This is a genomic window from Pseudomonas sp. (assembly GCF_046581935.1).
In the GTDB taxonomy this organism is placed as follows: Bacteria; Pseudomonadota; Gammaproteobacteria; order Pseudomonadales; family Pseudomonadaceae; genus Aquipseudomonas.
Window position 1 is genome coordinate 144,538 of record NZ_JAYGFK010000017.1, and the last position, 16,910, is coordinate 161,447.

The 16,910-nt window shown below is 59.4% G+C and carries 10 protein-coding genes; 1 reads left to right on the forward strand and 9 read right to left on the reverse strand.

The features are described from left to right. Positions 1-32: 32 nt before the first annotated feature. From acs to VCA57_RS15980, 9 genes are all read right to left on the reverse strand, one after another. A complete protein-coding gene (gene acs, locus VCA57_RS15940) occupies positions 33-1,970 on the reverse strand; it encodes an acetate--CoA ligase (protein ID WP_411186061.1) in 1,938 nt (645 codons plus the stop codon). Positions 1,971-2,073: 103 nt separating this feature from the next. Beyond that, a complete protein-coding gene (pgi, locus tag VCA57_RS15945) occupies positions 2,074-3,738 on the reverse strand; it encodes a glucose-6-phosphate isomerase (RefSeq protein WP_411186062.1) in 1,665 nt (554 codons plus the stop codon). A 164-nt stretch (positions 3,739-3,902) separates the two neighbouring features. Then, positions 3,903-4,763: a pantoate--beta-alanine ligase gene (panC, locus tag VCA57_RS15950; protein ID WP_411186063.1), complete on the reverse strand. Its 861-nt coding sequence runs from the start codon at positions 4,761-4,763 to the stop codon at positions 3,903-3,905. Continuing rightward, positions 4,760-5,560, reverse strand: coding sequence for a 3-methyl-2-oxobutanoate hydroxymethyltransferase (gene panB / locus VCA57_RS15955; RefSeq protein ID WP_411186064.1), 801 nt, complete (start codon positions 5,558-5,560; stop codon positions 4,760-4,762). Before panB ends, panC begins: the two co-directional genes overlap by 4 nt. 327 nt (positions 5,561-5,887) lie before the next feature. After that, positions 5,888-6,373, reverse strand: a complete 486-nt coding sequence (gene folK, locus VCA57_RS15960) for a 2-amino-4-hydroxy-6-hydroxymethyldihydropteridine diphosphokinase (RefSeq protein WP_411186065.1) — start codon at positions 6,371-6,373, stop codon at positions 5,888-5,890. Then, on the reverse strand, positions 6,370-7,776 hold the full coding sequence (locus VCA57_RS15965; RefSeq protein ID WP_411186066.1) for a polynucleotide adenylyltransferase PcnB: 1,407 nt from the start codon (positions 7,774-7,776) through the stop codon (positions 6,370-6,372). Before VCA57_RS15965 ends, folK begins: the two co-directional genes overlap by 4 nt. A 699-nt stretch (positions 7,777-8,475) precedes the next feature. Continuing rightward, on the reverse strand, positions 8,476-9,906 hold the full coding sequence (locus VCA57_RS15970) for a sigma-54-dependent transcriptional regulator (protein WP_411186067.1): 1,431 nt from the start codon (positions 9,904-9,906) through the stop codon (positions 8,476-8,478). A gap of 74 nt (positions 9,907-9,980) precedes the next feature. Then, positions 9,981-12,935, reverse strand: a complete 2,955-nt coding sequence (locus tag VCA57_RS15975) for a sensor histidine kinase (protein WP_411186068.1) — start codon at positions 12,933-12,935, stop codon at positions 9,981-9,983. Positions 12,936-12,988: 53 nt separating this feature from the next. Continuing rightward, positions 12,989-13,165 (reverse strand): hypothetical protein, encoded by a 177-nt coding sequence (locus tag VCA57_RS15980; RefSeq protein ID WP_003244646.1) that lies wholly within the window; start codon positions 13,163-13,165, stop codon positions 12,989-12,991. A 376-nt stretch (positions 13,166-13,541) separates the two neighbouring features. Here VCA57_RS15980 and VCA57_RS15985 point away from each other — a divergent pair, with 376 nt between their 5' ends. Next, positions 13,542-16,832, forward strand: coding sequence for a DUF2126 domain-containing protein (locus VCA57_RS15985; protein ID WP_411186069.1), 3,291 nt, complete (start codon positions 13,542-13,544; stop codon positions 16,830-16,832). Positions 16,833-16,910 lie beyond the last annotated feature (78 nt).

Below are 16,910 nucleotides of genomic sequence, written 5' to 3' on the forward strand. Positions count from 1 at the left end.
CACAGAAGCAGGGCTGACGAGTGTTGGGCTACTTAGCTGTTGAGTCGCTCAGCGATCAGGCTGTCGACTACGCTAGGGTCGGCCAGGGTTGAGGTGTCACCCATGGTGTCCAGTTCGTTGCAGGCAATCTTGCGCAGGATGCGCCGCATGATCTTGCCCGAACGGGTTTTCGGTAAGCCGGGGGCCCATTGGATCAGTTCGGGTTTAGCAAAACTGCCGATCTCCTTGCCGACTAGGGCGAGCAATTCCTTCTTCAGGTCCTCGCTGACTTGCACACCGTTCATTGGGGTGATGAAGGCGTAGATGCCTTGGCCTTTCAGGTCATGCGGGTAACCTACCACTGCCGCTTCGGCGACCGCATCGTGCAGCACCAGGGCGCTCTCCACTTCGGCAGTGCCGATACGATGGCCGGATACGTTGATCACATCGTCCACACGGCCAGTGATCCAGTAATAGCCGTCTTCGTCGCGCCGCGCGCCGTCGCCGCTGAAGTAGTAGCCGGGGTAGGGCTTGAGGTAGGTGTCGATCATTCGTTGATGATCGCCGTAGACGCTGCGGATCTGGCTTGGCCAACTGTCCTTGATTGCCAGTACGCCGCTGCCAGGGCCTTCGATTTCCTTACCTTTTTCGTCCAGCAATACTGGTTGCACACCGAAGAACGGACGGGTGGCAGAGCCGGGTTTGAGATCCGTTGCGCCAGGTAGCGGTGTGATCAGAATGGCGCCGGTTTCGGTCTGCCACCAGGTGTCGACGATTGGGCAGCGGCATTCGCCCACCACGTTGAAGTACCACTCCCAGGCTTCCGGGTTTATTGGCTCGCCGACGCTGCCGAGTAAACGCAGGCTGCTGCGTGAGGTGGCCTTGACCGGCCCTTCGCCTTCGCGCATCAGAGCGCGCAGTGCGGTGGGGGCGGTGTAGAAGATATTCACCTGATGTTTGTCGATCACTTGCCAGAAGCGTGAGGCATCCGGGTAGTTAGGCACGCCCTCGAAGATCAGGCTGGTCGCGCCGTTGGCCAGCGGGCCGTAGACGATGTAACTGTGCCCGGTGACCCAGCCGACATCGGCGGTGCACCAGTAAATATCGCCTTCGTGGTAATCGAACACGTATTTGTGGGTCATGGCCGCCATCAGCAGGTAGCCGCCAGTGCTGTGCAGCACGCCTTTAGGTTTACCGGTGGAGCCTGAGGTGTAGAGGATAAACAGTGGGTCTTCGGCGTCCATCGGCTCTGCTGGACAATCATCGGACGCTTTGCTCAAGGCCTGGTGGTACCAGATATCACGGCCCTCAACCCAGTCGATTGCCCCCTGGGTACGTTCAACCACCACCACCGTGGATACTGCCGGACAGCTTTGTAGTGCTTTGTCGACGTTGCTTTTAAGTGCCACGTACTTGCCGCCACGCACACCTTCGTCGGCGGTGATGACCGTGTGGCAGTCGGCGTCGAGAATGCGGTCGCGCAGGGCGTCTGGGGAGAAACCGCCAAACACCACCGAATGCACTGCACCGATGCGCGTGCAGGCAAGCATGGCGTAAGTGGCCTCGGGGATCATCGGCATGTAGATACACACGCGGTCACCCTTTTTCACCCCACGGCTTTTCAGTACGTTGGCCAGGCGGCTGACGTTGTGGTGCAGTTTTTTGTAGGTGATGTGTGCTGATTCGCTGGGGTTGTCGCCCTCCCAGATCAGTGCAATCTGCTCGCCACGATGCTCTAAGTGGCGGTCAATGCAGTTGTAGCTGACGTTGAGCTGTCCGCCTTTGAACCACGAACCCTCGCCGCTGAGGAGGTCGCCTTGTTGCACGCTGTCCCAGGGTTTTGACCAGTCGAGAAAGCGCTTGGCTTGATCGGCCCAGAACGTTTCGGGTTGTTCCACCGATTGTTTATAGAGGCGCAAGTAGTCGTCGTTGTTCAGGTGAGCGCGTTGGCGCACCGCATCGGCAACCGGGTGACGGGTGATTTCGAACATGGCGGGTCCTTATTGTTGTGTGTCCGCGATGTTTATAAGGGTGAACCAAGCGGCTGCTTGGTTCAAGTGCTGGCCCATGCCGGGTCATGAGGAATGTGTTGGATCAGCCGCGATGACGCTCGCGGAAATGATGGATCAGGCCTTGGGTCGAGGCGTCACTGGCGGGTGTGTCGATTTGCCCGGTCAGGCGCTGATAAACGCCTTGGCCCAGCTCTTTGCCGAGCTCGACGCCCCACTGGTCAAAGGCATTGATGCCCCAAATAGCGCTTTGCACAAACACCTTGTGTTCATACAGGGCCACCAGTGCGCCGAGGTTGAACGGGTCCACCCGGTTGAGGGCCAGGATATTGCTCGGACGGTTACCGGGGATCACTTTGTGCGGTGCCAGGCGTTGTACCTCGGCTTCATCCAGGCCCTTGGCGCGCAGTTCGCTCTCGGCTTCTGCGTGCGTTTTGCCATGCATCAGTGCCTGGCTCTGTGACAGGCAGTTGGCAAACAGCCATTGGTGATGGTCGGCCAGCGGGCTAAAGCTGTTAACCGGAACGATGAAGTCCGCGGGAATCAATTCGGTGCCTTGATGCAGTAATTGGTGGTAGGCATGTTGGCCGTTACAGCCGACGCCGCCCCATATCACCGGCCCGGTGCTGAAGTTAACCGCGCTGCCGTCTTGGCGTACCGACTTGCCATTGGATTCCATATCCAGTTGCTGTAGGTGTTTGGTGAAGTTACGCAGGTAATGGTCATAGGGCAGGATTACCTGACTTTTGGCATCCCAGAAGTTGCCGTACCAGATGCCCAGTAGGGCCATCAGTACCGGCATGTTCTCTGCCAGTGGCGCTTGGGTGAAATGCTGGTCCATGGCATAGGCACCGGCCAGTAGTTCCTTAAAGTTGGAAATGCCGATAGCCAGGGCAATGGGCAGGCCGATGGCTGACCACAGCGAATAGCGACCGCCAACCCAGTCCCACATCGGGAAAATGTTCTCGGCCTTGATGCCGAAGTCGATCGCTGCCTTCTGGTTGCTGGTTACCGCGATAAAGTGTTTATGCAACTCGGCTTCCGGGCCGCCCAGGGCCAGGTACCAGTCGCGTGCTGCCAGGGCGTTTTTCAGGGTTTCCAGGGTACTGAAGGATTTCGAAGAAACGATAAACAGCGTGGTTTGCGGGTTAAGCCGCGCGGTCAATTCGCGGAATTCGCTGCCGTCGATATTGGCCAGGTAATGGCAGCGCACACCGCGTTGGGTAAAGGGCCGCAGCGCCTCGGAAACCAACTGCGGGCCGAGGAATGACCCCCCAATACCAATGTTCACCACTTCAGTAATCGGCTTGTCGCTATAACCGCGCCATAGGCCGCTGTGGATGCGGCTGACCAGTTCGGTCATCTGATGCAGCACCTGATGCACTTGTGGAATCAGGTCGACGCCGTTGAGTTTTACGCTGCGGCCAATCGGGCTGCGTAGCGCGGTATGCAGTGCTGCGCGGCCTTCGGAGGCATTGACCTGTTCACCACTGAAAAGGGCCTGGATGGACTCCTTCAATTGGACTTGCTCGGCCAGTTGCACCAGCAAGGCCAAGGTTTTTTCGTTGAGCAGATTCTTCGAGTAGTCCAGCAGTAAGCCACAGCCGCTTAGGGAAAAACGCGAGAAGCGTTGCGGGTCGCTGGCAAAGGCCTCACGCATATTGAAGTCATTCATCTGCTGGCGATGTTCGCGCAGGGCCTGCCAGGCGGGCAGGTTGGTGACATCATGCGGCTGTTGGTAGTAGGCCATTGCGGTGTATTCCTTGTTCGGGGGTGCGGCAAGTCTTACAAAAAGACCCGGTGTAATCCGGGCCTTGAGTGTAACTGTCAGAAGCGGGGGGCGGGCAAGTTGCTTAACAGGCCGCCGCAAGCTGTCAGGTATGTTTCTATTTGGTTGATCTCTCTGGTGATAGGTCAGGCTGGCGTATTGAGTTCAAAAGCCAGGTTATCGATCAGGCGAGTGCTGCCAATAAAGGCAGCGAGCAGAATGACCAACTGATGATCATCGGCATGTGCCGGGCGCAAGCTGTTCGACTCACGCACTTCCAGATAGTCCGGGCTAAAACCGGCTGCACTATGCAGCGCTTGTGCGGCGGTGATCAATTTTGCGTAATCACGCTCGCCGGCTTGAATCGCTGCAGCCATGTCCTGCAGTGAACGGTATAAAACCGGTGCGGCCTCGCGCTGCTCGGCCGTTAGGTAGCCATTGCGCGACGACAGTGCCAGGCCATCAGCGGCGCGTACGGTTGGCTCACCGATGATTTGGATTGGCATGTTCAGGTCACGCACAAGGGTGCGGATCACGGCCAGTTGTTGGAAATCCTTTTGGCCGAAAATTGCCAGATCTGGCTGCACCATGTTGAACAGTTTGCTGACCACGGTAGCGACACCCTCAAAATGCCCCGGGCGACTGGCACCACACAGACCTTCGGAAACGCCTGGCACGCTGACGCGGGTTTGCCCGTCCATACCGTGCGGGTACATTTCTCCTACATCGGGGTTGAACAGCAGATGGCAGCCGGCCTGGACCAGTTTTTCCTGGTCGGCGAGCAGCGTGCGCGGGTATTTGTCGAGGTCTTCGCTGGGGCCGAACTGCAGTGGGTTGACGAAGATACTGGCGACCACGAAGTCAGCCCGCTGTGCGGCTTTTTCCACCAGCGCGGCGTGACCAGCGTGCAGATTGCCCATGGTCGGCACGAAGGCGATCTGTTTGCCTTCGGCGCGCGCCTGGGCGACCGCGGCGCGTAACTCGCGCACGCTCTTAACTGTGTTCATGCAGAAAATCCGTGCTCGGCTGCTGGGAAGCTTTGATCTTTGACCGCTTTGACGTAGGCGCTGATGGCGCCTTGGATGCTGCTCTGGCCCGCCATGAAGTTCTTTACGAACTTCGGTGTGCGACCGCTCAGGGACAAACCGAGCATGTCGTGCAGTACCAGTACCTGGCCGTCGGTAGCAGGGCCGGCACCGATGCCAATCACCGGGATCTTCACCGCTTGGCTGATTTCTGCCGCCAGTTCACTGGGCACGCATTCGAGCAGCAGCATGGCTGCCCCGGCCTGTTCCAGGGCTATGGCGTCGGCGCGCATCTGGCGGGCTTGAGCTTCCTGACGGCCCTGGACCTTATAACCACCGAGGATGTTGACTGCCTGTGGCGTCAGGCCTAGGTGAGCACATACCGGAACGCCGCGCTCGGCTAGCTGGCGAATAGGCTCGGCCAACCAAGCTGCGCCTTCCAGCTTGACCATATGAGCGCCGGCCTGCATTAACGCGGCACTGTTATGCAGTGCCTGCTCAGTGGTGGCGTAGGCCATAAACGGCAGATCAGCGAGGATCAGTGCGCCCTGGTTACCGCGCTTAACGCAGGTCGTGTGGTACGCCATGTCGGCAGTGGTAGCCGGCAGCGTGCTGTCATGGCCTTGCAAGACCATGCCGAGGGAGTCGCCTACCAGCAGCACATCAACGCCCGCTTGGCAGGCTGTATGGGCAAACGTGGCGTCATAGCAGGTCAGCATGGCGATCTTCTCGCCGCTCTGCTTGAGGCTTTGCAGGGTGGTCAGGGTTACATCAGGCATGAAAACTGTCCTCACTCAGGCGTTCAGTCAGCAGTTCTACTGCTACAAATTGGCCTGCATTGGCCGCAAATTGCACCGGTGCGGGGCAACGGGACGCCTATAGTCCTGATGGGGGGGCTCGAAGTCAATTGCAGGTGTTACCGTCTTGTTACTGGCGTTACCGCCAATCTCCGCGGCGCAGCTCGGTGCGGTGCCTGGACTTATCCTCACTGATACCTGGCAATAACCGACGCTTGGCCTTGCTGGGCCGTGTAAAGGCGTTGGTAGATTGCTGCTTGGCCGGGCATCTTGCATTAGGCAATCAGTCTGGCGGTGCGCTGTGTACTGCTAGGTGAGGCGCTCCAGCCCCACAAAGGGGCAGGCGCTGAGCAACTCAGCCAGAGTACGGCCATCGGGCAGGTGCAGTTCTGGGGCTATTTCGGCCAGTGGATACAGCACAAAGGCGCGGGCATGCATGTGGTAGTGCGGCACGATCAGGCGCGGCTCATTCAGTTGCTGGCTGCCGAACAGCAGAATGTCTAGATCAAGGGTGCGCGGACCCCAGCGCTCGGCTTTGCGCGTGCGGCCCTGTTCGAGCTCGATTGTTTGCAGTGCATCAAGCAGCGCCAGCGGGCTGAGTTGGCTGTCCAGCGCGGCCACCGCGTTGACGTAGCGCGGCTGATCAGCTGGGCCAAGAGGGTCGCTGGCATAAAAAGCGGAGTATGCAGCTAAGCGAGTCTGCGGCAGCGCGGCTAAGGCCGTTAGTGCGCTGCGCAGTTGCTCAAGCGGTGTGGCCAGATTACTGCCTAGGCCGATGTACACGCGCTCCATCATTCACTCGTGGCAGGGCCGGCTGCGTCACTGGCAGGGCCGCGCTTGCGCTTACTGTTATTGCGCTTACGTTTGCGTGGCGCGCCGGGCGCATCATCCTTGCTGCTGAGGTCGCGGATCATGTTACGCCGCTCGCTGTCGCTGACCTCCTGGTAACGCGTCCACCAGTCGCCCAGACCGCCAGTCTGTTCGCCGGCACTCTCACGCAGTAGCAGGAAGTCGTAACCGGCGCGGAAGCGTGGGTTTTCCAGCAGAGTGTCAGCGCGTTTGCCACTGCGACGTGGCAGGCGCTCCTGCATATCCCAGATCTCGCGGATTGGCATGGTGAAGCGCTTGGGTACGGCGATGCGCTGGCACTGCTCACTGATCAGTTCGTGAGCCGCTTCCTGCATGGCCGGGATTGGTGGCATGCCACGGTCCTGCAGCCTGATTACGCGGGCTGGCAGGGCAGGCCAGAGCAAGGCCGCGAGCAGGAAGGCGGGGGTGACTGTTTTGCCCTGGTGGATACGCAGGTCGGTACTGTCCAGAGCGTTGCGGATCAGTTGATCGGTGTAGTCCGGGTTGAGCTTCAGTGCTTCAGCGCTGGCTGGGAATAATTGGCCGAACAGGCCGTAATCGACCAGCAGCTCGTAGGTGTAGACCGCGTAGCCGGCGAGAAACAGTTTGAGCACTTCATCGAATAGGCGTGCGGCGGGAATTTCCCCGAGCATTGGTGCCAGTTTGTAGATCGGCGCGGCGCTGTGTTTCTCGATGTCGAAATCTAACTTGGCGGCGAAACGCACCGCGCGCAGCATCCGCACGGGATCTTCTTGATAGCGCTGGGTTGGATCGCCAATCAGGCGAATCAGGTTGTTGCGGATGTCGTGCACGCCATTGGCGTAATCGAGGATGCGCTCTGTAACCGGGTCGTAATACAGCGCATTGATGGTGAAGTCGCGGCGCTGGGCGTCGTCCTCCAGGCTGCCATACACGTTATCGCGCAAGATGCGCCCACTCTCGTTGCGCGAAGATTGGTTGTTGTTCTCTTCGTCATCGCCTTCGGGGTGATTGGCGCGGAAGGTCGCCGTCTCGATGATTTCGCGGCCAAAGTGCACGTGAACCAGCTTGAAGCGCCGACCGATGACTCGGGCATTACGGAATTCAGCCCGCACCTGCTCCGGTGTCGCGCTGGTGGCTACGTCGAAATCTTTGGGCTCGATGTCTAGCAGCAGGTCGCGTACACAACCACCGACCAGGTAAGCCTGATAGCCCGCTTGCTGCAGGCGCTCAACCACGCTGATGGCGTAGCGGCTGATTTCACCGCGCTCGATAGGGTGCTGGCTTCTGCTCAGCACTTCAGGCGTGCTGTGAGAGTGGTTGCCGCGACGGATAGGGCTACGAAAGGATTTGAACAGCTTTTTCAGCATGGGAGGCACTGTTTGACTAAATGACAGACCAGAGTATATGCCGGTCGTAGGAATGGCGCGGATTCTAGCATTGAGTCGGGGTTTGATGCAGGAAACGGCGGGATAAGGCGGCAGGCGGGGGATTTGAAGCTACTGGGGGAGCCGAGGCTCCCCCCCAAATAGGTACGTGCTCTATTTTTATTATTATGGCGGGCTTGTTGTTCTTGTTGATTTACCCGATCCATCCAGTCAAAGACTTTTGGAAATCTTCCCAGGTTGGGAATTAAGAGCAAACGGATTGCTTTGGATGCTGACGTTGCCGTGACCACAAAGTGATCCAACCAGTTCTGGTGCTGCCTCTTGGCAGTTTTATTATTCTCAGCCTGGTTATGGGGCGAACCCCAAAGGCAATTCCTTTCCAAAAGAATCAGTTAGCTGCGCCTTCGCGTTGTTGTTTTTATTGTGCTGAAGTCGATGTGTCTTATTTTTATTGTTAGGGGTCATGCTTGTTATTGTTGTTGTGCCAGCAATAAAGCAGAACCCGTGCCAACTTTTTAAATCCCTTTAAAAACAATGGCTTGAGTTTTTTTGTGCGTGGCGCTTTGCATAAAAAAGCCGGGTCCTCGTTACCATAAGACCCGGCTTTTGTTACTGGGTGTTAAATAGGTAACAGACTGTGGAACCTCTGTCGCACACATCTGTCACCGCTGATTCGCTGCTCTAGTCTGCGGTTACGTCCGAAGATTTACGTCGTGGAATGCCTAGGCGCTGGCGACGTTCCCATAGGCATTTACGGCTTATGCCGAGTTTGCGTGCCAGTTCGGTCTCGGTCATGTGGTCCTGATGCTCCAACACGAAGTGCTGGAAGTAGTCTTCCAGTGACAGGTCTTCGGTCGGCTCGCTCGGTTCATGCCCCAGGCCGCTCTGCGGCGGCAGGCCGGTGAAGTCGTCTTCAAGATCATCCAGCTCGATATCAATGCCTAAAAGCTCAGCAGAGATGCTGTTACCTTCGCAAAGGATAACCGCGCGCTCAATGGCGTTCTCCAGCTCGCGCACGTTGCCCGGCCACGGGTAATGGCGGATGGCTTGTTCGGCATCGGCTGCAAAGCTCAGGCCGGGTCGGCCCTGGCGTGTGCTTTGGCGGATCAGGAACACGCGGGCGATTTCCAGCACGTCGGCCCCACGTTCACGCAGTGGTGGCAGCTTGAGCGCAATGACGTGTAGGCGGTAATAAAGGTCTTCGCGGAACTGGCCGATCTTCGACAGGGTTTTCAGGTCGCGGTGAGTGGCTGCGATCAGGCGTACATCAACCTTCTGCGACTGCACCGAACCGACCCGGCGGATTTCACCTTCCTGCAGCACGCGCAGTAGGCGTGCCTGTGCTTCCAGGGGCAGTTCGCCGATTTCATCGAGGAACAGGGTGCCGCCATCGGCTGCTTCCACTAAGCCAGCACGGCTGGCGCTGGCTCCGGTAAAGGCACCTTTCTCGTGGCCAAACAGCTCGGACTCGATCAGCGATTCCGGGATGGCTGCGCAGTTCACTGAAATCAGTGGCGCTTTGGCGCGGCGTGAAAGGTTGTGCAGGGCGCGGGCCACCAGTTCTTTGCCGGTGCCGGATTCGCCCTGGACCAGCACGTTGGAGTCGGTGGGGGCGACCTTGCGAATCTTGCTGTACATCTCCTGCATGGCCGCGCAGGAGCCGATGATGCCGATCTCGCCGTTGCTATTGTCCACCACCTTGTCGGCGCTGCCTTTGGCGCTAGCACTGGTGGCGGCTGCGGGCGGTGCGTTCTTGGTCTGTTGGTGATCACGCAGAATGCGCGCCACAGCCTGGAGCATTTCGTCGTGGTCGAAGGGTTTGGCGATGTAGTCCACCGCGCCCATCTTCATTGAGTCAACGGCCGAGCGCAGGCTGGCGTAGCTGGTCATGATCAGCACCGGAGTGCCCTCGCCAAGTTTGATCAGCTCAGTGCCGGGCGCGCCGGGCAGGCGCAGGTCACTGACGATCAAGTCGAAGCTGGGGATGCTGAAACGTTCTTGCGCTTCCTGTACGGAGCCTGCTTCGCTGACTTCGTATTGGTTACGTTCGAGTAGGCGGCGCAGGGCAGAGCGGATAATAGTTTCGTCTTCGACGATCAAAATATGAGGCATTAATTCGGTCTCTCGACGGTCTCGGGGCGTGCCGCTGGGCTGGAGGGCTTGCGGCACACTCGCTGGTAGCTGGGTTAAGTCGCTATGGACGTCGTCTCGACATGCCGCGGCAGGCTGACCCGAATGCGGGTGCCACGTTGAAGCTCAGGGTCGGCCGGGCTGTCGATTGTTATTTGTCCATAATGCTCTTCAACGATCGAATAGACCAGAGCGAGGCCAAGGCCGGTGCCCTTGCCCACTTCTTTGGTGGTGAAGAAGGGCTCGAACAGGCGGTCGATGATTGCCTTGGGAATGCCGCTGCCTTCGTCTTCAACTATTAGATCGATGGTTTGCTCGAAAGCCTCGCTCTTGACCCGGATCGCACTGCCGGGAGGGGAGGCGTCGCGGGCGTTGGATAGCAGGTTGATCAAGACCTGAGCCAAGCGCTGAGGATCACCGATTACCCAGTGATCGGAGTCGCACAGGTTGAAAAACTGCACCTCGACGCTACGCCGGTTAAGGGCCAGCAGGGCGATGGCATCCTGCGCCACCTGGGCCAGGCACACTGGCTCTTCGCTGTTTTGGTGGCTGCCCGAGTGGGCAAAGCTCATCAACGATTGAACGATGCGTGATACGCGTTTGGTCTGCTCAATGATCTGTTCGCTTATCTCGGTCAGCTCGCTGTCACCTTCACGCTCTTCACGCAGGTTTTGCGCCAGGCAAGCGATGCCGGTAATCGGGTTGCCAATCTCGTGAGCGACCCCGGCAGCCAGCCTGCCGATGGACGCCAGGCGCTCGGAGTGCACCAGTTTGTCTTCGAGCATCTGCGTTTCAGTGAGGTCTTCAACCAGTAACACCAGGCCACTGTTACCGGGAGCCAGAGGCTCGTCGATGGCTGCTTTGTGCAGGTTGAGCCAGCGGGTTTGGCCGTCGAGAGCCAGGCGCTGTTTGTGCAAGTGTTCGTCCGGCAGCTCGATAAAACTCTGCAGCAGACCGCGCCACGGCTCACCCAGTGTGCTCAAGCGTGAGCCGACGACGCGTTGCGCGGGGATTTCAGTGAGCTCTTCCATAGCCTTGTTCCACATCAGGATCTCTTGATCCTTGGCCAGCGAGCAGACGCCCATGGGCAGTTCCTGCAGAGTCTGGCGATGGTAGCGGCGCAAGGTGTCGAGTTCAGCGGCCAGACCGGTGAGGCGTGAGTGGTAGTCCTCAAGACGGTTTTCGATGAAGTGGATGTCTTCGGTGACATAGGTTTCGCTGCCGGCTTTATAAGGCAGGAAGGTTTCGACGATATCTTGCGCCACGCTTGGCCCCATCAGCCCGGAGAGGTTGGCCTCGATGCGGTCCCGCAGGCGGCGCAGGGCGTAGGGGCGGCCCTCATCAAATGGCAGGTGCAGGTCGCGCAGGGCTTGTTCGATCTCGCGCTGGGCCGTTTTCGCGCCCAGGGGTTTGGCCAGTTGCGCGGCAAACTCTTGCGGCGAGGCGGCCAGCAGCTCACGCCGTTGCGGGCGGCGGACGTTATCCACCGCGCAGGCTTCAGCCGCGCTTTTCTCTTCCGGGCTGGCTTCAGTAAAGAGTGAGACCAGGGTGAATATCAGCACGTTGGCGGCGAGCGAGGCGATTGCAGCGAGGTGCCAGCTACTGTCATCGAGTACGTAGATAACGTTGAGCCAGGGCAGGTAAAGCCCTGGCAGATTGCCAAGCATCGGCAGCAGCATGCTGACTAGCCACACCCCGATACCCGCCAGCAGGCCGGCAATAAAACCTTTGCGGTTGGCGGTCGGCCAGTACAGCACTGAGAGCACGCCGGGCAGGAATTGCAGGGTGGCAACGAAGGCGACGATACCCAGGTTGGCCAAGTCCTGCTCGGCACCGAGTAATAGGTAGAAGCCGTAACTGGCCATGATCACCAGCAGGATCAGGGCGCGGCGCGTCCACTTCAGCCAGCGGTAGATATTGCCTTCGGAGGGCGGCTGGTACAGCGGCAGCACCACGTGGTTAAGCAGCATGCCGGACAGCGCCAGGGTGGTGACGATGATCAGTCCGCTGGAGGCTGACAGGCCGCCAACATAGGCAATCAGCGCCAGGGTCTGGCTGTTGACCGCAATGCCGACGCCAAGGGTGAAGTATTCCGGGTTGGTGGTGGCTCCCAGCTTCAGCCCGGCCCAGAGAATCAGCGGCACCGCCAGGCTCATCAAGAGCAGGAATAACGGCAGACCCCAGCTGGCGCTGACCATCGCGCGCGGGTTGAGGTTCTCGGTAAAGGTCATGTGATACATGTGCGGCATGACAATGGCGGAGGCGAAGAACACCAGTAGCAGCGTGCGCCAGGGGCCTTCTTGCAGTGGCGTGTGCAGGCTGGTCAGGGTCGACTGGTTTTGCACCAGCCAGGATTGCAGGTCCTGCGGGCCATCGAACACGCCATACAGGGCGTACAGGCCAATAATGCTGATGGCGGTGAGTTTGACCACCGACTCGAAGGCAATGGCGAACACCAAGCCTTCGTGTTTTTCACGGGTGGCGATATGCCGTGCGCCGAAGAGGATGGTGAACAGGATGATCAGCCCGCAATAGGCCAGTGCGACGCGCTCTTGCACCGGTTCGCGGGTGAGGATGCCGATGGAGTCCGCCACTGCCTGGATCTGCAGGGCCAGCAATGGCAGCACGCCAATCAGCATAAATACCGTGCTCAGTGCACCCGCCCAGGTGCTGCGAAAGCGAAAGGCAAACAGGTCGGCTAGCGATGACAGCTGGTAAGTCCGGGTGATCCGCAGGATCGGATAGAGCAACACCGGTGCCAGCAAAAAGGCCCCGGAGACCCCTAGATAGCTGGCGAGAAAGCCGTAGCCATATTGATAGGCCAGGCCCACTGTGCCGTAAAAAGCCCAGGCACTGGCATATACGCCGAGCGAAAGGGTGTAGGTCAGTGGGTGACGCATCACCCAACGCGGAATCAGGCCGTGTTCACTGATCCAGGCGACGCCGAACAGGACAAAAAGATAGGCAGCGCTGATCAGGATCAGCTGGCTTAGGCTAAAGCTCGTCAGCATTGCGTTGGCTCGGCGAATAGATAGAAGGCAGGCATGGCGTTAACCGCTGAAACTTAGAGTTCATCGGCATCGCGCTGGCTCTGCAGGATGAAGGTCACGACGATCAGAATCAGCCACAGCAGGTAGGGGCGGTACCAGGCCCCATTGGGGTCGATCCACCAGTCCATGATGGCTGGGGAAAACAGATAAATCCCCACCACCAGGATCAGCACCAGTCGATAGATATACATGCCGCATCTCTTCGCTTAATTGTTGGCGATGGTAACGGATGCGTGACGCTCTGCGTAGGCTGGCTATTTGTTGGGTCGGCCCTCTGTATTGGAAAGCGTAAGCGGGAGCCGCTAAACAGGGGTTGCTGTACGCGTTGTTAGCTCCGCTGTAGCCGTTGCCTCAGACGGGATAACCATAGTTGTCACAGGGTAACCACCTAAGCGGCCAGTGAGTGACTCATTTGTGTGCGTTGCGTTGGGCGTGGGGCATGGCAGGCCCTGTTGTGGTGCGTACTGTTTGCCTGGAGCGGCCACAGACCACGCCAGCTGTGGCCTGGGCCTCTGGCATAAGTCTTGCGCTGATCGACTTATTGCCCAGGCTCGCAGGAGGCCCACTGTGTCGATTCATATCGCCTTGCACCATGTCAGCCACTACCGTTACGACCGCGCCGTTAACCTTGGGCCGCAAGTCGTGCGCCTGCGCCCGGCACCACACAGCCGTACGCGGGTGCTGTCCTACGCCTTGAAGGTCGAGCCGGCGGAGCACTTTATCAACTGGCAGCAGGACCCGCAGGGTAACTACCTGGCGCGCTTGGTGTTCCCAGAGAAAACCCGCGAGCTGAAGATTGAGGTGGATTTGGTCGCCGAAATGGCGGTGTTCAACCCCTTCGACTTCTTCCTTGAGCCTTATGCCGAGAAAATCCCCTTCGCCTATACCGAAGGCGAACAGCTGGAACTAGCGCCCTATCTGGTGAAGTTGCCAGCCGGCAAACTGTTTGCCAAATACCTGGCGGGTATCGAGCTCACACCCACGCCGAGCGTGGACTTTTTGGTGGCGTTGAATCAGCGCCTGTCCACCGACATCGGCTACTTGATCCGCATGGAGCCTGGTGTGCAGACGCCGGAGGAAAGCCTGCAGAAAGCCTCTGGCTCTTGCCGCGACTCCGCCTGGTTGCTGGTGCAGTTGTTCCGTCATCTTGGCCTGGCCGCGCGGTTTGTTTCCGGCTACCTGATTCAGTTGAAGGCAGACGTGAAAGCCCTCGACGGCCCGTCTGGCACGGAGGTGGACTTCACCGACTTGCACGCATGGTGCGAAGTTTACCTGCCAGGTGCCGGCTGGATTGGCCTGGACCCTACCAGCGGTTTGTTCGCTGGCGAGGGGCACATTCCACTGGCTTGCAGCCCGGAACCGTCTTCGGCGGCACCGATCAGCGGCGGTGTGGATGAGTCCGAGTGCGAGTTCAGCCACGAAATGTGGGTTGAGCGCATCTGGGAAGCGCCACGGGTAACCAAGCCCTATAGCGAGGAGCAGTGGCAGGCGATTGTCGACCTTGGGCAGACGATTGATGAGGATTTGCAGGCGCAGGACGTGCGCCTGACCATGGGCGGCGAGCCGACGTTTGTTGCCCTGGATTACCCCGATGACCCGGAGTGGAATACCGCTGCCTTGGGGCCGAACAAGCGCCGCCTGGCCACCGACCTGTTCCATCGCCTGCGTGAGCAATACGCGGCAAAAGCGTTGGTGCATTTTGGCCAGGGCAAGTGGTACCCCGGTGAGCAGTTGCCGCGCTGGTCGCTGAATGCCTATTGGCGACGTGACGGTGAGCCGATCTGGCACAACCCGGCGCTGTATGCCGATGAGCAGCAGGACTATGGCGTCGATGCCGCCAAGGCTGCCGACTTCCTCACGCTGCTGGCCGAACGCTTGGGCGTGGATGGCAAATACTGCGTGCCGGCTTATGAGGACCGCTTTTATTACCTGTGGCGTGAGCAGCGCTTACCCAGCAACGTTACCGCTGAAGACCCGCGCCTGGCCGACCCGCTGGAGCGCGAGCGCCTGCGCAAAGTCTTCGAGCAAGGCCTGGATAAGGTTGTTGGGCATATTTTGCCGCTGGCTCGGCATGCCAAACAGCTGGGCTGGCAGAGCGGCAGCTGGTTTCTGCGCGACCAGCATTGCCGGCTGATACCCGGTGATTCGGCGATGGGCTACCGCTTACCGCTGGACTCACAGCCCTGGGTTAACGAAGCCGATTACCCCTACGTGACGCCGGAAGATCCGACCCAGAGTTTTGCCCCGCTGCCGGCTGCGGCCCAGATCAAACCGCAGGTGCGTGGTGTTTGGACGGGCAGTCAGAATGGCAGCGGCAAACGCCCGCTGCTCGGTCAATCAGCGGCTGGCATCGTGCGCACGGCGCTGTGCGCAGAGCCGCGTGAGGGCAAGCTCTATCTGTTTATGCCGCCGCTGGTACGCCTGGAGGATTACCTGGAACTGGTGGCGGCCATTGAAGCCACCGCCGCCGAGCTGAAATGCCCGGTGTTGCTGGAAGGCTACGAGCCACCGCAGGACCCGCGCTTACAGTTCTTCCGGGTCACTCCGGACCCAGGCGTGATCGAGGTGAATATTCACCCAGCCGCCAACTGGGATGAGCTGGTTGAGCGCACTGAATTTCTCTACGAGCAGGCCCGCGAGTGCCGGCTGTCCAGCGAAAAGTTCATGATTGACGGCCGCCATACCGGTACGGGCGGCGGTAACCACTTTGTCCTCGGCGGCGCGACCACGGCTGATTCGCCATTCCTGCGCCGGCCCGATTTGTTGCGCAGCCTGATCAGTTATTGGCACAACCACCCGTCGCTGTCCTACCTGTTCAGCGGATTGTTTATCGGCCCGACTTCGCAGGCACCACGCATCGACGAAGCGCGTAACGATGCCCTGTACGAGCTGGAGATCGCCTTCGCGCAAATGCCCGAAGTGGGTCGTGACTGTCAGCCCTGGCTGGTCGACCGGTTGCTGCGCAATCTGCTGGTGGACGTGACCGGTAACACCCACCGTTCCGAGTTCTGTATCGACAAGCTGTATTCGCCGGATTCCGCCTCCGGGCGTCTCGGACTACTGGAGCTGCGCGCCTTCGAAATGCCACCGCATGCGCAAATGAGCCTGGCCCAGCAGTTGTTGATTCGCGCCCTGATCGCGCGCTTCTGGCGCGAGCCCTACCAGCCAGCGCGATTGGTGCGCTGGGGCACCGAGCTGCATGACCGCTATCTGCTGCCGCACTTTATCGAACAGGATTTTGCCGACGTGTTGCAGGAATTGGACGGCTGCGGCTATCGCCTGCGCAGCGAATGGTTTGCCCCGCATTTCGAGTTCCGCTTCCCTAAATCCGGCGACTTCAACGTCAAAGGCATCGAACTGGAACTGCGTCAGGCCCTGGAGCCTTGGCATGTGTTGGGCGAAGAGGGTGGCGGTGGCGGCACGGTGCGTTATGTCGATTCCTCGCTGGAACGCATGCAGGTCAAGCTCAGCGGCCTGCCGAGTGATCGCTACGTGCTGACCTGTAACGGCGTACCTGTGCCGCTGCGGCCTACCGGCAAAGTGGGTGAGTTTGTTGGCGGTGTGCGCTTCCGCGCCTGGCAGCCGGCCAACTGCCTGCACCCAACCATCGAGGTGCACGCGCCGTTGGTGTTTGATCTTATTGATAGCTGGATGAACCGCTCCCTAGGCGGTTGCCAGTATCATGTCGCCCACCCGGGCGGGCGCAACTACGACAGCCTGCCGGTAAATGCGTATGAGGCCGAGAGTCGGCGTCTGGCGCGCTTCTTCCGTCTCGGCCACAGCCCAGGCAAGCGCCCTACGCTGGTCCCGGTGAATAATAATGAAATGCCGATGACCCTGGATTTACGCCTGGTTTAGCCAGGTGTGTTGTAGAAGTCAGCTTGCTGGCGCTGCGCCGGCATCGTTGCGGCTCGCTAGCAAGGACAAACTGTCTCC